This is a genomic window from Spirulina sp. LEGE 11439, assembly GCF_059821285.1.
This window is the reverse complement of sequence record NZ_JCAMRX010000013.1, coordinates 34600-56534: the sequence shown is the minus strand read 5'-3', so window position 1 is coordinate 56534 and position 21935 is coordinate 34600. Positions and strand designations below refer to the sequence as shown.

17 protein-coding genes are annotated in these 21935 nt (G+C 43.5%); 11 read left to right on the top strand and 6 right to left on the bottom strand.

Annotated features, from left to right (window positions below):
- Positions 1-10: 10 nt before the first annotated feature.
- The 5 genes from AC6RV6_RS11460 (at position 11) to AC6RV6_RS11440 (ending at position 8867) form a co-directional block, all read left to right on the top strand.
- Positions 11-1759, top strand: a complete 1749-nt coding sequence (locus AC6RV6_RS11460) for a hypothetical protein (RefSeq protein ID WP_500240971.1) — start codon at positions 11-13, stop codon at positions 1757-1759.
- 84 nt (positions 1760-1843) lie between these two features.
- Positions 1844-4648, top strand: a complete 2805-nt coding sequence (locus tag AC6RV6_RS11455; RefSeq protein WP_500240970.1) for a TIGR02921 family PEP-CTERM protein — start codon at positions 1844-1846, stop codon at positions 4646-4648.
- 346 nt (positions 4649-4994) lie between these two features.
- Positions 4995-6374 carry an RNA-guided endonuclease IscB gene (iscB, locus tag AC6RV6_RS11450; RefSeq protein WP_500240969.1) on the top strand — a complete coding sequence of 460 codons (1380 nt, stop codon included), beginning with the start codon at positions 4995-4997 and terminating at the stop codon, positions 6372-6374.
- A complete protein-coding gene (locus AC6RV6_RS11445; protein WP_500240968.1) occupies positions 6352-7230 on the top strand; it encodes a potassium channel family protein in 879 nt (292 codons plus the stop codon). The genes iscB and AC6RV6_RS11445 overlap by 23 nt, the downstream gene beginning before the upstream one ends.
- A gap of 356 nt (positions 7231-7586) precedes the next feature.
- On the top strand, positions 7587-8867 hold the full coding sequence (locus AC6RV6_RS11440; RefSeq protein WP_500240967.1) for a PEP-CTERM sorting domain-containing protein: 1281 nt from the start codon (positions 7587-7589) through the stop codon (positions 8865-8867).
- A 55-nt stretch (positions 8868-8922) separates the two neighbouring features.
- On the opposite strand, the gene AC6RV6_RS11435 is transcribed toward AC6RV6_RS11440, so the two are convergent.
- The 3 genes from AC6RV6_RS11435 to AC6RV6_RS11425 form a co-directional block, all read right to left on the bottom strand.
- The gene (locus AC6RV6_RS11435) at positions 8923-11172 is read right to left on the bottom strand and encodes a glycosyltransferase family 2 protein (protein ID WP_500240966.1); all 2250 of its coding nucleotides are present in this window, start codon (positions 11170-11172) and stop codon (positions 8923-8925) included.
- Between the two features lie 362 nt (positions 11173-11534).
- Entirely contained in the window at positions 11535-12353 is an 819-nt protein-coding gene (locus AC6RV6_RS11430) for a tetratricopeptide repeat protein (protein ID WP_500240965.1), read from the bottom strand.
- 124 nt (positions 12354-12477) lie between these two features.
- Positions 12478-13215: a ferritin-like domain-containing protein gene (locus AC6RV6_RS11425; protein ID WP_500240964.1), complete on the bottom strand. Its 738-nt coding sequence runs from the start codon at positions 13213-13215 to the stop codon at positions 12478-12480.
- Positions 13216-13487: 272 nt separating this feature from the next.
- On the opposite strand from AC6RV6_RS11425, the gene AC6RV6_RS11420 reads away from it, so the two are divergent.
- From AC6RV6_RS11420 to AC6RV6_RS11395, 6 genes are all read left to right on the top strand, one after another.
- The gene (locus tag AC6RV6_RS11420; protein WP_500240963.1) at positions 13488-13709 is read left to right on the top strand and encodes a hypothetical protein; all 222 of its coding nucleotides are present in this window, start codon (positions 13488-13490) and stop codon (positions 13707-13709) included.
- Between the two features lie 237 nt (positions 13710-13946).
- The gene (locus tag AC6RV6_RS11415; protein ID WP_500240962.1) at positions 13947-14381 is read left to right on the top strand and encodes an Hsp20/alpha crystallin family protein; all 435 of its coding nucleotides are present in this window, start codon (positions 13947-13949) and stop codon (positions 14379-14381) included.
- Positions 14382-14497: 116 nt separating this feature from the next.
- Complete coding sequence (dnaK, locus tag AC6RV6_RS11410; protein WP_500240961.1) at positions 14498-16372, top strand: molecular chaperone DnaK; 1875 nt, start codon at positions 14498-14500, stop codon at positions 16370-16372.
- 145 nt (positions 16373-16517) lie between these two features.
- Entirely contained in the window at positions 16518-16916 is a 399-nt protein-coding gene (locus tag AC6RV6_RS11405; RefSeq protein WP_500240960.1) for a hypothetical protein, read from the top strand.
- 173 nt (positions 16917-17089) lie between these two features.
- Positions 17090-17710, top strand: coding sequence for a class I SAM-dependent methyltransferase (locus tag AC6RV6_RS11400; protein WP_500240959.1), 621 nt, complete (start codon positions 17090-17092; stop codon positions 17708-17710).
- A gap of 76 nt (positions 17711-17786) precedes the next feature.
- Positions 17787-18521: an ABC transporter ATP-binding protein gene (locus tag AC6RV6_RS11395; RefSeq protein WP_500240958.1), complete on the top strand. Its 735-nt coding sequence runs from the start codon at positions 17787-17789 to the stop codon at positions 18519-18521.
- A 61-nt stretch (positions 18522-18582) separates the two neighbouring features.
- On the opposite strand, the gene AC6RV6_RS11390 is transcribed toward AC6RV6_RS11395, so the two are convergent.
- The 3 genes from AC6RV6_RS11390 to AC6RV6_RS11380 form a co-directional block, all read right to left on the bottom strand.
- Positions 18583-19125, bottom strand: coding sequence for a fascin domain-containing protein (locus tag AC6RV6_RS11390; protein ID WP_500240957.1), 543 nt, complete (start codon positions 19123-19125; stop codon positions 18583-18585).
- 155 nt (positions 19126-19280) lie between these two features.
- Positions 19281-20264, bottom strand: a complete 984-nt coding sequence (locus tag AC6RV6_RS11385) for a TonB family protein (RefSeq protein WP_500240956.1) — start codon at positions 20262-20264, stop codon at positions 19281-19283.
- A 136-nt stretch (positions 20265-20400) separates the two neighbouring features.
- Complete coding sequence (locus tag AC6RV6_RS11380; protein ID WP_500240955.1) at positions 20401-21828, bottom strand: trypsin-like peptidase domain-containing protein; 1428 nt, start codon at positions 21826-21828, stop codon at positions 20401-20403.
- Positions 21829-21935 lie beyond the last annotated feature (107 nt).

Below are 21935 nucleotides of genomic sequence, written 5' to 3'. Positions count from 1 at the left end.
GTTCATTGAAATGGCTCATTCTTGGTATTTGGGGATTGATTTTAGCGCGTCGGGCATTGCGGCAATTCTGTATGATTGTCAGCACGATTGCTCTTACTCTCTTTACTGGTTGCAGTCAGAAAAATTGGGCAACTCAACTGAATCTCCTACTTTTATTTTGCCTCTTGGATCGCCAAGAGAGAAACAAGAAACGGACAAGAAAATTCTCTCTTCTTCAATAGCGATCGCACCCATTCCATCTTATTTTCAGAAGGCAATTCCCTGTTACAATCGCCAGTCGCGTCAATGGGAACCCCAATTCGATCGGGCTGGAAAAAATGTTGTTTCTCTGTATCAGTTGCAGCAATCTTTGCAAGCACTTTTAGAAACACTCTCTCCCCACCAGTCCGCGTTTTATTGCGTTGGTACGGTGGAGTTATCAGAATATAACCTGAAAGCCGCTTTACTGGCACTAGAAGGCATTGTTGTGAATTGTTCTGCGGCTTGGGGCGACACTTACCGTTTTAATCTGCGAGAAGCCATTTTAAAGGCACAATTAATTGAGACTCCCGATCGCATTTTTTTCCTCGAAGAAACGATCGCGATCGGATTATCAGTCACCAGTCATCAGTCACCAGTCACCAGTCACCAGTCATCAGTCACCAGTCACCAGTCACCAGTCACCAGTCACCAGTCATCAGTTACCAGTTCGCAGCAAGGACTATTGATTCTACAGGGAGGCACGATCGCAACTGAGTTGGCATTAGTAGAAGATATGCCCTTGGAGAGTCTAAAACGCGAGGACTGGGCATTACGCGGGGTGGAGTACGGAGAGATCGATCTTTACCATGATATTTTTTTCCAGTTGCTTTATCCTCAGTGGTTGCCAGAACAAGCATTTTTACAGAATTTAAAGCTGGAGATTCCTCAACCCGGTGCAAGCGATCGCCCTAAACGCGATCGCGCGATGGTGGAATTAGAGAATTTTTCTGAAGGGCAATATTTATTAGAAACTGCAAAACGCGCTTTATTAATTTTACAGAAACAGACTGCTTTTGCAACTCATCTGGGTCATCAGGAATGGGGGGTGACGCGATCGCAATTAGAAGAAAAAATTCTCTTGCCTCTCTACGAACAATTGAATCGACAAATTAATGAATTACTCAGTCAAAAAGGTTGGCATTCCAAGGCGATCGTTCGCGTGTTTTGCAGTGGTGAAATGCTCGCTCTTCTGATGCCTTTTGGACAATCTTGGCTATCTCAGAAATTTCCGCAAGCTGCGATCGTTCCCCTACAAAGCAACAATAATAGTACGCTTATTGCTGAGGGGCTTTCACGCTTGCCTTTATTTCCTCAAATGCTCGATCGCTTGCACCATCAATATAGCGATTATTTTCTCCTCGCGGAATTATTGCGGGATCTGAGCGATCGCTCCCTTACTTTAGAAGAAATTATCAAATCTATCGAGCGTCGAGGGATTCCTCGTGCTTGTCTCTGGCGCATTCTGCCTTTTTTATCGGGACAATTGCCTGAAGGTTTGATTCCTTCTCCTCATGCCCAAGTCCGCATGACTGCGAAATCTCGAGAATTTCTCCCCTATTCGGCGATCGCTTCTGCTCCTCTTTTTTCCTCGCAACCCCCTCTCTATCATCCCAATGCTAAACAAGGAAAGCGCCTGCAACAATATCTGGCTTTTTTGTTAGCAACAAGCGTACAAAAGTTACAAGATCCTCTGGCGATTGATTTGGTGACTAGATTTGGAGTCAACAGCGAACTATAAAGTTTTGTAAAAAAAGTTCGCCACATTTCCCAAAATCCCCTCGATCGCCCCGAGAGAGATAACAGCAACTCTCTCGAACTTGTCATGAAAAACATCCTGCACAGAATTTACCACGCGATCTTCTGGTTGTGGAATCTGGTTTTCCTAATCGTCGTCTATGTCGGCATTTTACCTAAAATCGGCGTTCCTCTCGCGAAAGCCGTTATTGCGGGGGAAGTCGAACAAGAATTTCTCGTCACCTTGGTCGGTCTGCTTCTCATTCCTGCGATTTGTACTGCGATCGGCTGGCTGCGGTTTCGCAAGCGTCCTCTCGAACTCATGCGCTTATTTTACGGGGTAGAAGCGCCCTTAATTTTGTTCTGTCTCATTCGCTTATTTATTCTACGAGAATTAACTCCAGCCAGCACTCTTCTTCTGGGAACGGCGATCGCTTGTATCTTTGCGTTTGCAGGAGAATTATTATTTGGCTATTGCGGCAAATTAAGCGATCGCAATAAACTCTTGAGAAAATTTAAACAAAGCCTGTCATGGGTGCAAATTGCTTTTCACGGTTTAATGCTCTTTGTCGGGCTATATGTTGGCATTCTACTCTTATTTTACGCCCTTCCCGTCGCCGCCGCGATCGCCGAAGAAATCATTTCATTCCGTTGGGTTGGAGATATTTGGTATAGCCTCACCCATTACTTTTTTACGAGCTTGTGGACCCTGCCAACATTGGGACTTTTCTTCGGTCTTTCGGCAACGCTTTTCATTGCAATGCCTTCTGCTTTTGCTGCTTTATACGTGCATTCAGGACAGCGCGTTTTAAGAACTGCGATCGCCCAGCGAGGACGCATTCTCATTCTCTCGGTTGTCTTGGGTATTTTAACAGCATGGACATCAATTTTTCTGGCTTTTTCTCAACAACCACAGCTTGAAGCCTTTCAACTATTAGAAAATCCTGCTACTACTGATGCTCAGCGTCAAACTCTCTTACATCAGTCCGAAGACATTCGCAAGGGTTTACTCAATGCTTATCTTTTCTCCTATCGCTATTTAAGCCCTCAAGACAAGAGCAATATTCTTGCAGAAATTTATCGCAATCAATTCGATTTGTCCGAACCTATATCTCAAACTATCCAAAATTTTCATAATTTCCTGATTTCACCATTTCTCTATCAAGGAGAATCGAGCGATCGCAAAAAAGCCCAAAAACTTTATGCTCAGTTTTTCGATACGCCTTTACAAAAAAGAGAGCGTAAAGCGATTCAAAAAGCACTGCAATCGACAACGATGTTAGATGATGCTAAGGCTGGCGTTCTCAATATCAATCAAAAGAAAGTTTTGCTGAAAAAACAAGAAATAAATTTAACCGAGCATGGTGACTGGGCTGATGTTGAAATTCACGAAGTCTATCAAAATCAAACTTTTGATGAAGAAGAAATTTTCTATTCCTTTTCTTTGCCAGAAAGTGCTGTTTTAACTGGAGTTTGGTTGGGAGATACAGATAATTTATCTGCTCGCTTTCCTTTTCAAATTTCTCCACGAGGTGCTGCTCAAAAAGTGTATAACTCTCAAGTGAATCGCATTCGTCCTGTCGATCCGGCATTATTAGAACAAGTTGGACCGCATCATTATCGCTTGCGAGCTTTTCCGATTCCTCCTAAAGTTAGAACACGGGAATGGAACAGAAATCGCCCGACAAAAATGCACCTTTGGCTGACTTATCAAGTTCTCCGTCAAGAACAAGGATTTCCTCTACCACAGCTTGGAGAAAAGCGCAATATTTTCTGGACAAATAAAACCGATCGCTTTCGTAATGGTCAAGCAATTAAAGGCTTGGATAATGATTGGTTAGAAGAATTTTTAGCTGCATCTCCTTCAGAAGCAAAGGTGCATCAATCTTCTTTTGAAGGTTATAAAATTACAGCAGAGCCTTTAAGCGATCGCGATTATATTCTCCCTCAACATCAACAGTTTGCAATTATTGTTGATGGTTCTCGCAGCATGAACAAACATCGCGAGGAATTAGATCGAGCCTTACAATGGTTGCAAAAACAAGGGTTTTCTGATGGAAAAATAGAAAATAATGAGATTGATTTATATGTTACGGCATCGACGGGCAAGCAACCTCAAGAGTACGATCGCTTAAATCAATTCAATCTCAAACAACAAGTCTTTTATGGTACGTTGCCATTAAAAGAAATTCTGCGACAGTTTGCCACATTGCAAAGCGATCGCGTTTATGATGCCATTGTATTACTTACTGATGAAGGCAGCTACGAATTAGCCAAAGATAAAGGGGATTTGCCGACAATTTCTACACCGTTATGGGTAGTGCATTTGGGCGGTGAATTTCCTCCCGCTTACGAAGATAAAACCTTAAAAATCATTCAAGATAGTAATGGTGGAGTTGCCACTCAAATCCCTCAAGTTTTACGACGCATTGCAACCACAGAAACACTGCAAAAGGATACATCTTCACAGGTTGTTACTGTGGTGGATGGTTATGCGTGGATGATGGAAGAAACGATAGATTCTGCCAATAATGACGATCCTTTTGCTCCTTTAGCCGCGAGAATGTTAGTGCGAGGGTTGAGTCGAGAAAAAACCGACGATCGCCTTGCTCAACTCGATCGCATTCACGAGATCGCCAAACAGTATAAAATTGTTACGCCCTATTCTTCTGCGATCGTTTTGGTGAATGACGAACAGCGTCAAGCCTTGCAAGAAGCAGAAGCCTCCGCAGATCGCTTTAACCGCAGTGTTGAAGATGGCAAAGAACAATTACAATCTCCCAATAACCCGCTCTCGACTACCATTCCCGAACCGGGTATTGTTGTAGGATTGGGTGCGATCGCTTTACTTTTTCTTTCTCAACGCAAAATTTTGCGATCGGGTAACGGTTAATTGATTTTAGTAACAGAAATTTTGCGGTTAAATTGGAATAGTATGCTTTAAAGTCGGGGTGCGCGATCGCACCCCTAAACCCATGTCAGATAGTCAGAGTCAAGAACTCACCGCTAAACGCTTGAGCGTTCTAGCGGGAGCTTGGGGAAACCTAAGCTCCTAACCTGACCAGTCTAAGCGAGCAATCGCTACGTTATTTGAGTCAGGAAACCTACGAATGCGTGCCAGTTTGTAGCTCTTTCGTTAGCAATTAAACATCCGTAAAGAGTTAAGGAAGTGTTGTTAACTTAACAAGCCCAGATAACATTGACGAGGCAAACTTTACCCTGTTTTCAGGAGTTAACTCATGCGAGTTTTTGTATTAGATAAAAACAAGAAACCGTTAAATCCAACTCATCCAGCCAGAGCCAGAAAAATTCTCAAATCGGGACGAGCCAAGGTATTTAAACAGTTTCCATTCACCATTATTCTGCAAGATGTAGAAGGCGGTCAGACCCCGGTCGGGTTTCCCGACCTAGGGAATGCTGACCAAGAGAGAGGAGAAACCAATGGGTATCAGCTAAACAGGGTGATTGGACATGGCGAGGCAACCTCGCCGTCCCTCACCCTCAAGATAGACCCCGGTTCAAAAACAACAGGATTGGCGATTCTGCAAGGAAATCGAGTGATTTGGGGAGCAGAACTAACCCATCGCGGACAGCAAATCCGAGATCAATTAACCTCAAGACGACAGTTAAGAAGAGGACGACGTAGCCGCAAAACTCGGTACAGAAAACCCAGATTTCTCAACCGAAAGCGTCCGGAAGGTTGGCTTGCTCCGAGTTTAATGTCGCGAGTTCATAATATCCTCACGTGGGTTAAACGGCTTTGTCGAATCTGTCCGATATCTGACATTTCTCAAGAGTTAGTGCGATTCGACACTCAAGCATTACAAAACCCTGAAATCTCTGGTATTGAATATCAGCAAGGAGAATTATTTGGGTATGAAGTACGAGAGTATTTGCTCGAAAAGTGGAACAGAAAATGTACTTATTGTGGCAGAGAAAATATTCCCTTGGAAGTCGAGCATATTCATCCTAAATCAAAAGGAGGAAGTAATCGAGTTAGCAATCTAACCCTTGCTTGTCATCCTTGCAATCAAGCTAAAGGAAATCAAGAAATCAAAGACTTCTTATCGGGTAAACCTAATATTCTCAAAAGAATCTTAGGACAAGCAAAACGACCATTAGTAAACAGCACGGCAGTGAATTCGACTCGTTGGAAACTGTACGAGGAATTGAAGAAAACGGATTTACCTGTTGAGGTTGGAACGGGAGGATTGACCAAGTTTAATCGCACTCGCCAAAGTCTATCAAAGACTCACTGGCTGGATGCAGCTTGTGTGGGAAAATCCACCCCAGAGCAGTTAAAAATAGAGGTAGAAAAACCTCTGATAATTACGGCTAAGGGTCACGGAACGAGACAGCGATGCCGTCCTGATAAATACGGTTTTCCTAAAGCACATGCGCCCAAAGCTAAATTCTTTCAAGGTTTTCAAACGGGGGATATAGTTAAAGCCTCAATTCCTAAAGGTAAATATGCCGGCAATTATGTTGGTCGTATTGCCATTCGATTTCGTCCTTCTTTTCGACTTTCTACAGTTGGGAAGAAACCTTTTGATGTTCACCCTAAATATCTCAAAACGATTCACCATGCAGACGGATATGAATACACATTCAACCAATGATTCGCTTTGCTCAGTTTCTTCTCTTGGTGGCAGTTCCTCTCCCGCTAACCCTATCGGGTCTAACGGGAGTCCCCCTGCCACATCTTTGGATGGAACATCCCCCCCAAAATACACGGATCGTGATGAATTGACCCAAGCGATCGCGCGAGTCTTAGCGGATAAGTTTAATGTTATTGTTGGCTTAGATTCGGAAGCGATCGAGGTGATAGAAATGGCAACTTATCCTCATTATTCAGAACTGATTATTGCCCGTAAAGTGATTACAGTGATTGCCATTTTTTGTCTCATTTATTCAGCGTTTAATATTTTTGAATCGATTTTAATCGATCGCTTGCTAATTATCGGCTTTTGTGTTTCGCTTTTGACTATTTTAAGCGGTTTGGGTTTAATTGTATTTTTGGTGTTTGAGATATTTCAGGGAGCAGGAGAAGATGAGGTTAAGTTATTGAAGCAAGGAAAGCATCTTTTTAATGAATATCAGTTTATTCCTTCGTTAAATCAATTTTCTTTTGTTCTCTTTTTACTGGGATTGGGATTTTTAACGATTATTTTTGGTTTTGCCAGTCTGTACACGGATCTACTACGGCAAAACCCTGATAATTTTGTCGGTTTGCAAGCTGGTTTTTTATCGATTTACTTTTCAATTGTTACCTTTTCGACTGTGGGCTATGGCGACATTCATCCTACTTCTATGTTATCTCGATGTGCGGTGATTTGCGAAATCTTCATTGCCATGTTTTTTAGTTTAATTGTCATTTCGACCACTCTATCTTGGACAATTGCCCATAAGCGATCGCAGCAGGAAATCACGATTAAAAAGCGTATTTTAGAGAGAAAAAAACAAGTTATATCATAAGACATTAAACAAGGAATCTGGTTCTCACTTAATATCAAGACCGACAGCAGAATTCTTACTGTAAAGAAGCAAATCTATTGATTTCTTGCTATTTGCTCGTATTCTTCTGATTAATTTTTGTGAAGACTAGCGATCGCTATTCAGAATAGCGAGCGTAAGATTAAAGATACAACAAAAAAATAAGAATTATTCAAACTGGGAGAGAAAGGAGATATCAGCAAAATGAAACGAGGTGTTACTATCCAGCTTAGTTGAATGCCTTATGCTCTCCTTACAAAGTTATGTAACAAAAAATCTCCGTTTCCCAAAATTCCCTCAATTGTGTCGAGAGAGTAATAGCAAGAGGATTTTATTCAATGTTTAAACAATCATTATTGTATTTTGCGGGAAGCGCGATCGCACTGCTCGCTTTGGCAAAACCCGTGATGGCTGGCTCGTTTAGCTTCAGCCAAAAACTGACTGCTCCCGACGGTGCTAGTGGTGACGTTTTCGGTCTCTCATTAGCGTTTGATGGGAAATCGACCCTAATTGGTGCATGGGGAGATGACGACAAAGGTGCTGACAGTGGTTCAGCTTACTTATTCGATACCAATAGCGGCAACCTACTACACAAATTTACCGCTCCCGATGGTGCTAGTGGTAACCAATTCGGTTTCTCGGGCGTAATTGATGGGGACTATGCCTTAATTGGCGCGACTTTAGACAACGATAAGGGTCGTAACAGTGGTTCAGCTTATCTATTTGATACCAATAGTGGCAACTTACTGCAAAAATTTACCGCTCCTGACGGTGCTAGTGGCGACCAATTCGGTCGGTCATTAGCGCTTAATGGGGACTATGCCCTGATTGCTGCTTATGCAGATGATGACAAGGGTTTTGATAGTGGTTCAGCTTATCTGTTCGATATCACCAATGGCAACCTTCTGCATAAACTTACTGCTCCCGATGGTGCTTCTAATGCCCTATTTGGCCATCACTTAGTCCTTGATGGGGACTATGCCTTAATTGGCGCTGTTAGAGATGATGACAAAGGTGCTGAAAGTGGTTCGGCTTATCTGTTCGATACCATCAGTGGCAACCTACTGCACAAATTTACCGCTCCCGATGGTGTCAGTGACGACCATTTCGGTTTCTCGGTCGCGATTGATGGGGACTATGCCTTAATTGGCGCGAATAGAACGGACGATGACAAAGGTGCTGACAGTGGTTCAGCTTACCTATTCGATACCATCAGTGGCAACCTATTGCAAAAACTTACCGCTCCCGATGGTTCTGATGATGGCGCTTTCGGTACTTCGGTAGCCCTTGATGGGGACTATGCCTTAATTGCTTCCCCTAGGGATGATGACAAAGGCATTAACAGTGGTTCAGCTTATCTGTTCGATATCAATAGTGGCAACTTACTGCAAAAACTTACCGCTCCCGATGGTGCTAGCGGTGACGCTTTCGGTTTCCGGATAGCCCTTGATGGGGACTTTGCCGTAATTGGTGCTTTTGGAGACGATGACAACGGTATTAACAGTGGTTCGGTTTACCAGTACGAGAAACAATCCGTTCCCGAACCTGCCTCGATCTTGGGATTACTAGCCATTGCTGGACTCAGTGCGAGTTCGTTGCTTAAGCGCAAAGGGAAGTAAAAAAGCGATCGCGCGGTTTATTCACTAATCGGATAAGAAACGCGATCGCAATTTCTTAAAAGTTGACCGACATGGGACTAACCTTACGATGTCCTGTTAAAAATTTAGGTCGAACTAAACTTTTGAGTAATAGCCATAAAACGCGAAGTTCTCCGGCGCAATTGTTTCGTTTCCACTGACCCGGACGACAGAAAAGGAGTTGCACGAGAGCGCGATCTTGCTCTAAAGTTGTCTTCTCGAATGTAACTCGTAAAGAATCGCGATCGCCAGTTAATATCCCAGATAATTCTAAATCTTCTCCGACAATCTCCACCGTAACAAGAGTATTTTGATCGGCGATCGCAAAAGATTCTTTTAATTCAATTTCCGCGCCAATTTCCGATAGCGTTGTCGTCACTCCAGAAACAATGCGATCGCCAATTTTTAGACGAATTAAGCGACGCAACTCAAACCAAGGAAAAGAATCCGTTTGCGGCGATTCGAGCAAGCTCAATAAAGCTACACTCAAAATCAACAAATTATAGGATCCCCAAAATAAACTCAAAGCAAAGATTGTGCGTTCTTCAGGAGAATAATTGAGAACATCGGACAATGCAGTACAAAGCACGTATAAAAGATGACCGATCCCAGCAAGATTGATGAGAAAAATCGGAATTAAAGGAATCGCTAAACCCCAGTTAAACAGAAAACGATCTTTTGCCACACCTTTAGGGGTCACTTGAAACCCTTGAGAAAAAGGATTCAACATCGTTTGGATCGCAGTGATTGACAAAGGCACGCATTGAATGACCGCATAAACATCCGAAATTAACGCTTCTCGCGATCGCTGATTTAACCAAGCAAAACTTAAGAGGTGAGAGAGATAAAAAGGTAAAAAGAAATTAAACCACTCGGCTAAAGTAGTTTGTACGGGAATAGTATCGGTGAGAAAAAAAGCGACGGGTAAAACGAGAAATGCTAGTCTCGATATCGGTAAAAACCATTGAAAGATTCCCGAAGCGTGAACAATTCTTTGGCGTAGGGTTAAATTGGGAATTGTCAGAGGATTTTCAGGAATAAATAAAGCTTGTAATGTTCCTCTGCACCAACGCTGACGTTGCGAAATATACCCCGATAAATTCTCCGCAGCTAATCCTGCGCTCAGTTCTTCATCAAGATAAATGGTTTGATAACCGAGAGAATTGAGACGAATTCCGGTGAAATAATCTTCCGAGAGGGAACTTGTCACAAAGCCGTTACTTTCTTCGAGAATATCGCGACGAATAACAAAAGCACTACCGTAACAAAGAGAAGTATTCGTCCCATCACGCAGCTTTTGATAGTGGCGAGAAAAGAACTCAATTTCAGAGCTTATTTCCTTTTCAATTCCTAAATTAACGGGAATTAAATCGCGGTTATAAAAATATTGATGAGTTTGTAGGAGTCCAATATTGGGACGTTGAAAGAAGCCAATGGTACGGGATACAAAATTTTGAGTCGGAACGAAATCAGCATCAAAAACTGCAATTAATTCTCCTTGAGATTGGGTAAGCGCATGATTGAGATTGCCGGCTTTTGCGTAACGATTGTCCGATCTCGTCACGTAATGACATCCCAATTTATCAGCGAGTTGACGGATATTTTCCCGTTTGCCATCATCGAGAAGATAGATTTCTTTGCGAGGATAATCAATCCCTTGACATCCCATAATCGTGCGTTTGAGAACGAGTTCGGGTTCGCTATAAGTGGGAATAAAAATATCCACAGAAGGCTGATATTCTCCACTGAGAACCTGCTGTTCGCATCGATCGGCTTCTTGTTTGCGATCGCGTTTGTTCAAGACTAAAAATGTTTGTAAGCCATAGTCGAGAAAAATAAGAATTTCTAGCAAAAATAGCCCTAAGCTCAAAGTACCGATAAAAGGGTTTTCAAGATTGAGGGTTGAGAAAAAGCGCCACAATAAATAACGCAGTGCAAAAGCCAGAAGAATAGGAACGACTGCGATCGCAAGGATGCGATTAGGTCGGGGAAAAATTTTCACCAGTGCGAAAAATCCCGCAAATAATCCCACTACAATTAACGTTCCATTGCGATCGGGAGTCAGAAGTGCATGAAATATTAAAGGAAGCTCATTTTCGAGTTGATAAAGTTTAGTAAAGAATTGGCTGACTGGGGCAATATCGATCGCCCATGCTGCTAAAATACAAAAAGTGAAAGTAATACAACTCAAAAAAATAATCGTAGTGAGATAAGGCTGTTTTCTCCCTTTCGCTTTGGGTTTATTCTGGGATTCTTTTCTGCCTTTCGTGTTGGTGGGGGAAATCATAAGTTTTCTCAGAAAAGTTTGCCAAAATCAGAAATCAGTATTAGAAATCGGTATTAGAAATCAGTGTTTGTATCTCGAAGTTTTTATATAAAAGCTCGAATACAAACAAATGAGCAAGAAGTTTGCGCGAATAATATTAAATTAGAGTTTACTTTTGCCTAAACTCGCGAGAAAGTTAAAAGATTATCAGTGAACTGAATCGCGAATTTGCCAAATTAAGGTAACAAGGTCAATAGTATTGACAAAGTTCCCATCAGTTTCAATTGTAAGGGAGTTCTCTGAAAATTGACTGAGAGAAGCGAATTTAATTGAGACCAGATTTTCGAGAAGCACTGCAAACCCGAAGATTATCAATTTTCAAATTAATAAAGCGTCATCATCAATTCGGGTTGATATTTTTTGGTGAGAGGATGCTGAGTCCCTAAAATCGCAAAAATAGAAGTCATTGCCTTCCTTGCACCATCGTCGTTATATTTGCGATCGGTTTCAACAATTTCTAATAAGAATTTTAAGGAATCCTCATAATTTTCCTCTAATGCCAATCGACAAGCATGGGCGTATTTCCGTCCTAACTGGGTGTTTTCAGGGCGATCGACAACTTTTTTAAAGCCAATCAAGGCTTTACAAGATTGAGCCTTATTAAAATGATCTCGATCCTCAAAACCCACAGAATCTAATAATTCTCGTGCCTTATCTAATTTATTAACACGAATGAGAAATCGAGCCGCTTCAATAATCACGCGAGGACTATTAGGAAATTGAGAAAATAAGCGATCTAAAATTTCTTTGGCTGCTTTTGCATTTCCTGCGGCGATCGCATTTTTGACTTCTTCGATGCCTAATTCTAAATCCGATTTGAGATTGTATTGCGTTAAAAGTTCCCGTAGTTTAGGTTCGGGTAAAGCGCCTACAAATCCGGGCTGCATTTTGCCGCGATCGCAAATTCTTACATCGGGAACTCCTTCGACAGCAAATTGAGAAGCTAAGTCGGGATTTTTGTCAATATCGATTTTAACTAAAATAAAACCGTATTCCCGAGATAAATTTTCTAAAATAGGTTTCAAAATTTGGCAAGGACCGCACCAAGTCGCAAAAAAATCGACAATGACCAATCGATCGCGAGATTTTTCGAGAACTTCCGTCGCGAAGTTACTACTGTTAACCTCAATTGCAGTTTCCATTGAGAACGCTCCTAGCTCTGTTGGGAATTATACCCAGTTTACCCGAAATCGAACCGTCTCAATCTCGCAAAATTGGGAGCGTCATTTAGCTGGTCATTCTCTCAAAAGTCTCTAAGGGCAAAAATCAGGAAATTTCCCAGAGACTCTTGCTCATGCGATCGCAATGTCGATACAGATCGATTAAATGATAACCACTACGACGAAAAACGCGATGATGGTCGATCCAAACGACTAAAATAGTCAGCAGGAGAAAGAGATAATGACAAGCATTACTGGCTTTTTTTTGCCACAGTTTCCGATGTTGTTCTAATCGCCTTAAATGACCGATTTGAAAGTGCAGGTGTTGATGCTCATCTTTGAGAATTTGCTCGCAAATTTTGTCTAAAAGTGGCGAATGAGTTGCTTCTTGTAGGGCTTTATAGTAAATAGTGGCAATAATTTCGGCGGTGAGGAGAACTCGTAAGGCAATTTCTAAATTAACGCCGCGACGAAAGCGACGAAAAAGGCGATCGGACCAATGTTTTTTCCTTAAAGGAATGCCTTCACACTGCATAAAATTTCCTAAATCGCGAGCATGGCGTTGCTCTTCACCAATAAAGAGTTTCATGGCTTGTAAAAATGCCATATCTCCCGATCGCTTGACATAAACCCGTGCAGCTTTCATTAAGTTTGTTCCTTCTGATTGTTCCCCGAGTTGAAAGTTTTGAATAGAATGCGCGATCGCGGCTTTCTCGTCTGAGGTTAAAAAGTAAGGACTATTCCAAGGTAGCGTTAATAAATTATGGCGATTCTGCTCAAAATATACTAGCCAGTCAGCAGAAGTTTGCGGGGTTTTGATAGCGGAAAGGGTAATGGAAGTCATACAATCACCGATTGATGGGGTTGATAGCGAACTCGATCGCCTGGGTTAACTTCTAACTACTCTCCCTACGATCGATTTTCCCCACATCAGCGAAAAAATTTTCTCATCTTTCCCAATCTCTATGAATACTCGATTTTGGTATATCAAGATTTTTCTTCTTTTTTCTGCGATCGCTGCGGGAGAAATATCTCACTCTATAGAAAATAACATACAATTGTTATAGAACAATTAAACTTCTTGTGAAGCACAAAAGTATACTCCCAATTTAGCTTATGTCTGACGCAACACCTGCCTATCGTGGCTATCGCCTTCAAACTCTATATACTCTCGCACGCATCCTTGAACCTCGCGATACAACCGATTTAATTTTTCAGCCTGAAGGCGCAGAAGATTTAGCTATTTTTGACACTAACGATCGCCTTTTAGGAGTTATTCAAGCGCCGATTCAAAATCGATCGACGACTCAAAATTTCCGGCGCTCAGTGGAATTCTGACCATGTTCCTCAAGTGCTTAAACATCGATGTGCTTATCTGAATGATAATCTCTAATCTTTTTTAGTTTATCTGTTCTTACAAAACTGACATGCACCCAAAATAAGTACGGTAATCCTGTAAATTTTAGTTCTCAAAACCTCACTACTTTCTCTGTTTATCTTCGTTAACTTAGTAAATGAAGGCAGGTCAAACAAACGCCTGAAATTATAGACAAGAGAACTTAGGAGGAAACTGTTATGAACCTGATTCGCTTTCAACCGTTCCACGAAATCGATCGCCTACACCGAGAAATGAATCGCCTTTTTGATGATGCGCGGACAATTCCCGATCGCTTGAATGGCAATTTCGTTCCGGCTGCGGAAATCGAAGAAACCGATGAAGAGATTCTCCTCAAACTCGAAGTCCCCGGCATGGAAGCAAAAGATATTGACATTCAAGTCACGGCGGATGCCGTTTCCATTAGTGGCGAACGCAAATCGGAAACGAAATCGGAAGAAGGGGGTGTAAAACGCAGCGAATTCTATTACGGTAGCTTCCAACGCGTCATTCCTCTTCCTACTCGCATTCAAAATGCTAATGCGACTGCCGAATATAACAACGGCATTCTTAATCTCACTTTACCCAAAGCCGAAGAAGAAAAAAACAAAGTTGTCAAAGTTAACCTCAACTAAAGGCAAGCGAAAATGCTGGAAATAGCAGCATTTTGATGTCTTAGTTTCAATCCAAGGGCGGGCAATGCCCGCCCGAAAACATCCCCAAAAGAAAACCATTTGGAGAACTCATTACTATGTCCAAAATTGTTGGAATTGACCTCGGAACCACGAATTCTTGCATCGCTGTTATGGAAGGCGGACAATCCACCGTTATTGCCAATGCAGAAGGAAATCGTACCACTCCTTCTGCTGTCGCTTATGCCAAAAATGGCGATCGCCTCGTGGGACAAATTGCCAAGCGACAAGGGGTCATGAACCCAGCCAATACTTTTTATTCTGTCAAGCGCTTTATCGGGCGCAAATATGACGAAATTCAGCAAGAAAGTCAAGAAGTTGCTTATCAAGTCGTGCGCGATCGCAATGGGAATGTTAAATTAAATTGCCCGCAAGCTCAACAAGAATTTGCCCCAGAAGAAATTTCCGCCCGAGTGTTGCGAAAACTGGCCGATGATGCTAGTACCTATCTCGGTGAGAAAGTTACCCAAGCTGTCATTACGGTTCCGGCTTATTTTAATGATTCCCAACGCCAAGCGACTCAAGATGCCGGGAAAATTGCTGGGTTAGAAGTCCTTCGCATTATTAACGAACCCACTGCCGCCGCCCTCGCTTACGGATTAGACAAAAAAAGTAATGAAACCATTCTCGTTTTTGACCTCGGAGGAGGAACTTTTGATGTTTCTATTCTGGATGTTGGCGAAGGGGTTTTTGAAGTGCTTTCCACTGCTGGGGATACTCACCTCGGGGGAGATGATTTCGATAAAAAAATTGTCGATTGGTTAGCACAAGAGTTTAAAGCTAGTCACGGCATCGATCTGCGCCAAGATAAGCAGGCATTGCAACGATTGACGGAAACGGCGGAAAAAGCCAAAATCGAACTCTCTAGCGCCACGCAAGCATCTGTGAGCTTACCTTTCATCACCGCAACTCCAGAAGGTCCCCAACATATCGAGACCACTCTAACGCGAGCAAAATTCGAGGAGATGTGTGCGGATCTCTTCGATCGCTGTCGCATTCCCGTCGAACAAGCTCTCAAAGATGCCAAACTCTCGGCAGACAAAATTGATGAAGTCGTTCTCGTGGGGGGATCCAGCCGTATTCCTGCCGTGCAGAACCTTGTAAAAAGAGCGATCGGTAAAGATCCCTGTCAGGGGGTAAACCCGGATGAAGTGGTTGCGGTGGGGGCAGCAATTCAAGGGGGTGTTCTCGGAGGAGAAGTGAGCGACATTCTTTTGTTAGATGTTACGCCACTTTCTTTGGGAGTAGAAACCTTGGGCGGTGTAATGACTCCGATTATTCCTCGCAATACCACCATTCCCAGCAAGAAATCGGAAGTATTTTCGACGGCGGTGGACAATCAACCTAATGTCGAAATTCACGTTTTGCAAGGAGAACGAGAATTTGCTAAAGATAATAAGAGTTTGGGAACATTCCGTTTGGATGGCATTCCCCTCGCCCCTCGCGGCATCCCGCAAATCGAAGTCACTTTCGATATCGATGCAAACGGTGTTCTGGCGGTTTCAGCGAAAGATAAAGCCACGGGTAAAGAACAATCGATTACGATTTCTGGGTCTTCCACTTTAGCTGACAAAGACATCGATCGCATGGTCAAAGAGGCAGAAATGAATGCAGTCGCAGACAAGCAACGCCGGGAACAAATCGATGCGAAAAATATGGCCGACTCGCTGGTATATCAAGCTGAAAAACAATTGCAGGATTTTGGCGATAAAGTCTCTCCCACCGATCGCGATCGCGCTGAAGATTTAATCAAACAGTTGCGAGAAGCGATTCAACGAGAAGATAGCGATCGCATCAAATCCCTCAGCAATGAATTGCAACAAGCCTTAATGCAAATCGGTAACGCCATGTATGCGAATGCCGACCGTGGAACGACACCCAATACCAAGGATGATGACGTAATTGATGCTGATTTTGTCGATAGTGCCGCGTAATCAGTCACCAGTCACCAGTCACCAGTCACCAGTTAATAGTTAATAGTAGGATGGGTTGGCGATCGCTTAACCCATCCAATCCCAAACAGCTTTAGGTTAAAATTGAGATAGGAATCGCAAAGAATCGGAGAATTGGGAGGTCATCATGAGAACAGTAATTCGCCGTCATATCACTAGCAGCGATCGCGGTACCATCGAAAATGTTTGGGTTGATGATAATGGCAAAGTCTCTCACTATACTTATACTCGCCCCGTCGAATTTGTCTCATTTTCATCGGTATTCGATCCCCTTGAGGAATTGTTTTGGGATTGGCAGATTGAACGCACCAATGGATATCTCCTCAACCATACTCCCTCAAAAAATGTAGTGAGATTTAATCCTAAATCTGCCCATATTATTGATGCAGAAGTTGTTGAAGTTTCTCCTCAGCCTTGGCAAAATAAACTTCAGAAAAAATGGAGAGAATTACAAGCTGGAGTGGGAGAAGTTGGCAAGCGTTTGCGGAAGGCAAGTCGTGCGGCTTGGTATGAACTGACGCACTGACATCCTCTCACTGCGAAACGGGCGAAGATTCCCCTAAAATAGCGCGAACTGCACGGATCTAGGAGTAGTTGACGCTTCAGGGATTGCTGCTTCTTGATATTTTGATGACTCTGGCGATCGCTAATTTGCCGCCAATTGTATAATCTGTAGTGAAATAGCAGTGGAGGCAGCTAATGGATCGCTCAGCTAAATTTTGGGACAAAATTGCAGAACGCTACTCAAAACAACCGATTGCTGATGAAGCCGCTTATCAGAAAAAATTGCAGGTCACGCGGGAATACTTTCGACCGGATATGGAAGTATTGGAGTTTGGGTGTGGGACGGGATCGACCGCCATTATTCATGCGCCTTATGTAAAACACATTCGGGCAATTGATATCTCGTCAAAAATGATTGCGATCGCCCGAGGCAAAGCCGATGCTGAAAAGATTGACAACATCACTTTCGAACAATCGACGATTGAAGCGATCGACATTCGCGATCGCTCCTTAGATGTCGTATTGGGATTGAGTATCTTGCACTTACTGGAAAACAAAGAAGCAGCGATCGCCAAAGTTTATAAAATGCTCAAACCGGGTGGCATCTTTGTCACCAGTACACCTTGCCTTGGAGATTTCATGAAATGGTTTGAGCTTGTCGCAACAATTGGTAATTTCTTGGGTTTGTTGCCATTAATCAAGGTCTTTACGACAAAAGAATTGGTCGAGAGTTTAACCGATGCGGGTTTTGAGGTTGACTATCAATGGCAACCCGATAAAAATAAGGCCGTGTTTATTGTGGCGAAGAAGGTTTGAATAGAATCATAAAGAATGGGGCTGCGATCGCAAAATTTCAGTCACAATAAAAGAAGAACTCTCAACAGCTTTTGTTATGAGCATTCTCGCAGCGCAATCCCCTCAAATTACCAGCCTCTTTCAGATAATCGAGGTCAGTAAAACCTATCTCATGGGGGAAGTCACCGTACAGGCACTAAAATCCATCAATTTACAATTAAATGCAGGAGAATTGGTGGTTTTACTTGGTGCTTCCGGTAGCGGCAAATCTACCCTACTCAATATTTTAGGGGGCTTGGACGTTCCCGATGGGGGAGAAGTGTGGTTTGGCGATCGCAATCTCACTCGTGCCAATGAAACCGCATTAACCCGCTATCGTCGGGAATGCGTGGGGTTTGTATTTCAATTTTATAACCTCATTCCCAGCCTCACCGCCCGAGAAAATGTGGCTTTGGTAACGGAAATTGCTTCTCATCCCATGACCCCGGAAACCGCCTTAGAAATGGTGGGATTAGAACATCGTTTGGATCACTTTCCCGCTCAACTTTCCGGGGGAGAACAGCAAAGAGTAGCGATCGCCCGAGCGATCGCAAAATGCCCTCAAGTTTTGCTCTGTGACGAACCCACGGGAGCCTTAGATTATCAAACGGGAAAGCGAGTTTTAGAAACCCTTGAACGAGTCAATCAAGAAATGGGAACAACCACAGCTATTATTACTCATAATGCGGGCATTGCTGCCATGAGCGATCGGGTGATTACCTTACGCAGTGGCGAAATTATTGACATTCGAAAAAACGAGGAAAAATTATCTCCCTCTGAATTAGAATGGTAAGCCCAATCAAAGTGCGATCGCAATAACAAACTTTTCGGAAAAATTACCGCGATCGCCAAGTTTATTTACAATCAATTGCATTCCCCGGCTGGTTGGGTTGACCGCCAAAAATAAAAGTTTCCCAAGCACCGGGAGGATGATAGCGATCGACGTTAACTTCTGAACCGCCTCCCCCTTCTGCACTGGCGTATTGTGCGTTAAATCCCCTCAGAGCAATAGAATCGCAAGCCTCAATCTTGGTTTTGGAAGATCCCGTGCCGACTTTAACAATAATAAACATTGCTTCAGGAGAACAAGCATCTCCTGTTGCACTCAATGTATCGCGATGGACGCGAAGATAATTGCTTTCATTTTGAGTTCTTAAACAGATAGTGTCGCCACTATTCAAGTCTCCTGCACTGAGATCGAAGAGCATAAATGTTTCCCAAGGTCCGACTGTAGGACGGTTGGCTCTGATCTCCCCGCCGCCGCCGCCTTCCGCAGTCAGATAAGTCCCCAAGGATGTTTTTAAGGACACTAGCATATCGGTGGCAAAAGCTGGGGATATTGTCAGTAATGTCCCAGCAATACCGCCGAACAACACTGTAAAAGTATTTTTGAACACAATCTAACTCCTCAATTGAAAATGCGGCTCTGTCGAATTAGCTTAACACTCCTACGGCTCAGTGCAAAACAGAGAATTATAGCAACAAAAAATAGTTTTTTATTACCATAATTTTAACGATTTTGGGTATTAAAATGACGATTTCTCTGCCAGAATTATTGATAGGTGAGTTCAAAACGGTGGGCAATTTCTATGATATCGGCTTGATAGCAACTGGGAAAAGGTCGAAATACGGTTTTGATGTTCTGGAGATGGTCGATCGCCGAGCGATCGAGGGGTGCAAAACCGCTCGATTGAACAACCTTGACCTCACTCACGCTTCCGTCTCGGTGTAAGTTATAAGTGAGCCGAACCGTCCAAATTCCCGTATGGGGAGGTCTGGGAACATCCCAAGTTTGAATTAAAGCCGCTTGCAGATTGGCTTTATAAACTTCAACCAAAGAACGACAAAGACGCTCTAACTCGGGACGAGGTTGTTCTGAAATAGGACTCTCAGTATCAGAGAGGGGAACTTGAAAATCTTGGAATAACAGACTGTCTAAAATTTGCTGGAATTCCTCTGGGGGAAGTTGTTCGACGGGTCCCCATCTCCCTGTCAAACTCACGGTTAAAACCTCTCCTTTGGCCACTTCAATGGGGAGACTCTCGGGATCGACGAGATTGGAAACGGCGATTCTACCGTCAATGACGACAATTTGTCCGCCAGCAACCTCACCCACCTCTAAGCGGTAAATCGTGCCTCGAGTCGCTGCAACAATAGAACCGAGGCATCCTTGCATTGAGCCGGAAACGACAATGCGACCCCGTTGGAGTTGTACGCATCGACTTCCTACCAAAAACGACGAATTGCGTCCGAGACGCACGATCGCATTATTCTCAAAGCGTAATCCCGCCCGGGCGGCTTCGGTGCTAATTCGCTGTCCTCGTTGGGCTATACTGCCCACACTGGCTTTTTGATTCTGAATAAAAACGCGATCGCTGTCGAGAATTTCAATAATTGTGGCTCGGCTCACTTGTTGTGCTGTTGCAGGGAGTCGAGGGAAGGCGATCGCGACGACTGTTACTGCACAAAATAAAATCGTGAAAAGAATTCGCCCGAGATGAGGTTTAAAGACCGTTTTCAATCGTGAAACAAACATCCGTTTTTCTTCCTATCCTAGCTCGTCTTTATTCTCAGTCTTACCTGCTCCCGACGAGACAACCATCTGCGACCTTCTAAAAAGCGATCGCATTCCCAGAACAATAACAAAAGCAGGGAGTGCGATCGTCAATAAGTTATTGCCCTCGAATTGTGAGGCGGTAGCGCCCTCGTCCTTCTTCTGTATAAGAATTGACAATAACACGATAAGTCCCATTGCGAGGTAAGGTCACATCAATTTGAGAATTGGTATTGCCCTCGACAGAATCATCATTTTCTGAGACTTTTTCACCATTAGAATCGAGCAAAATTAAATAAGTGTCAAAATCCGGACTTTCTAAGTTTAAACTCACCGATTGTCCGGCAGTTCCCGAAAATCGATGTTCTTCATATAAACTGCCATCTTGTAAGCGCCGTGCATTAGGACCGAGAATTCCTTGATGTTGGAGAACAAATCCGGCGCGACGGGCTGCATTAGACCGCTCTAAAACCCGTGCTTGCAAATTATAGTTTCCCATTTCACCGCGCTCGTAGGAATTGGCCACTAAAAAATATTTGCCGTCTGAGGGTAAGGTGGCTTGAATGCGAGCATTGCGTCCTCCCCCACTATCATCGTCTTGAGCAACAGGAGAACCATCAGGCGCAACTAAAATGAGAAAGGGATCGATGTCGCGACTGCTCATTTGAATTTCTACCTGCATTCCCGCTCGAGCGTCGAAGATATAAGCATCAAAGAAACTGCGATCGGCGGAGAGCATATTATCACCGCGATCTAAACTTCCTCGTATGACTTCACCATTGAGAGCTAGATTTTGGGTTGTGAGGGAGCGATCGCGGGCGGGGTTAGGATTGCGGGCGGTACGGGGGGCGCGACCTTCCCGGACGGCGGTTAAAAAGGGCTGCACTCTTTCTACGGGAATAGCAAAACCAATGCCGATATTACCGGCATTACCGCGACTGTAAATAGCAGTATTCACGCCGATTAAATCGCCTTGGGAGTTCAACAAGGGACCGCCAGAATTCCCGGGGTTAATCGCCGCATCGGTTTGAATCAATCCTTTCTCGCGATCGATGCGGCTAACAATTCCCGTCGTATAGGTGCCTTGAAAGCCAAAAGGACTGCCGATCGCAAACGCCTGTTGCCCTACCCGTATCGCTCCTGGTGGGGCAAAAGAAATGGTCGGTAAATTAGAAGCCCCGCGAATTTGCACCACGGCTAAATCTAACCCACCTTCAGCAAACCCAACCACATCCCCTTGAAATTCTCGTCCGTCAGATAAAATTACTTTAACCTCGGACATCCCTTCCACCACATGGGCATTAGTCAGGATCAAGCCATCCGATCGCACGATACTGCCACTTCCTGTCGCGTCTCCTCCTTCGAGGGAGACCACCGCCGGGCTAGCTTTTTCATAAACGCTAATACTGGTATCTTCATCAAAAATTTGCGCTCTTGCGGGAGAAATGGGCAAGAGGGGAATGAAAATACCGATCGCATTGAAGCCAAGGGCTGCGATCGCACTCAAACATCTGGCTAGGATAAGACGCTGACTTTTTCTACTCATCGGTTGATTAACGATCTCTTTCTGTCCTATTTTAGAGTCTAAATTTGAGATTGCTGTTCCAAGAAAATTTTTTGAAAGGGAATTGGGAATCGGGAATTCCGCACAAC

Coding starts and splice junctions, on each gene's coding strand:
- AC6RV6_RS11460 (WP_500240971.1), top strand. CDS start 11: ATGGCTCATTCTTGGTATTTGGGGATTGATTTTAGCGCGTCGGGCATT.
- AC6RV6_RS11455 (WP_500240970.1), top strand. CDS start 1,844: ATGAAAAACATCCTGCACAGAATTTACCACGCGATCTTCTGGTTGTGG.
- iscB (WP_500240969.1), top strand. CDS start 4,995: ATGCGAGTTTTTGTATTAGATAAAAACAAGAAACCGTTAAATCCAACT.
- AC6RV6_RS11445 (WP_500240968.1), top strand. CDS start 6,352: ATGAATACACATTCAACCAATGATTCGCTTTGCTCAGTTTCTTCTCTT.
- AC6RV6_RS11440 (WP_500240967.1), top strand. CDS start 7,587: ATGTTTAAACAATCATTATTGTATTTTGCGGGAAGCGCGATCGCACTG.
- AC6RV6_RS11435 (WP_500240966.1), bottom strand. CDS start 11,172: ATGATTTCCCCCACCAACACGAAAGGCAGAAAAGAATCCCAGAATAAA.
- AC6RV6_RS11430 (WP_500240965.1), bottom strand. CDS start 12,353: ATGGAAACTGCAATTGAGGTTAACAGTAGTAACTTCGCGACGGAAGTT.
- AC6RV6_RS11425 (WP_500240964.1), bottom strand. CDS start 13,215: ATGACTTCCATTACCCTTTCCGCTATCAAAACCCCGCAAACTTCTGCT.
- AC6RV6_RS11420 (WP_500240963.1), top strand. CDS start 13,488: ATGTCTGACGCAACACCTGCCTATCGTGGCTATCGCCTTCAAACTCTA.
- AC6RV6_RS11415 (WP_500240962.1), top strand. CDS start 13,947: ATGAACCTGATTCGCTTTCAACCGTTCCACGAAATCGATCGCCTACAC.
- dnaK (WP_500240961.1), top strand. CDS start 14,498: ATGTCCAAAATTGTTGGAATTGACCTCGGAACCACGAATTCTTGCATC.
- AC6RV6_RS11405 (WP_500240960.1), top strand. CDS start 16,518: ATGAGAACAGTAATTCGCCGTCATATCACTAGCAGCGATCGCGGTACC.
- AC6RV6_RS11400 (WP_500240959.1), top strand. CDS start 17,090: ATGGATCGCTCAGCTAAATTTTGGGACAAAATTGCAGAACGCTACTCA.
- AC6RV6_RS11395 (WP_500240958.1), top strand. CDS start 17,787: ATGAGCATTCTCGCAGCGCAATCCCCTCAAATTACCAGCCTCTTTCAG.
- AC6RV6_RS11385 (WP_500240956.1), bottom strand. CDS start 20,264: ATGTTTGTTTCACGATTGAAAACGGTCTTTAAACCTCATCTCGGGCGA.
- AC6RV6_RS11380 (WP_500240955.1), bottom strand. CDS start 21,828: ATGAGTAGAAAAAGTCAGCGTCTTATCCTAGCCAGATGTTTGAGTGCG.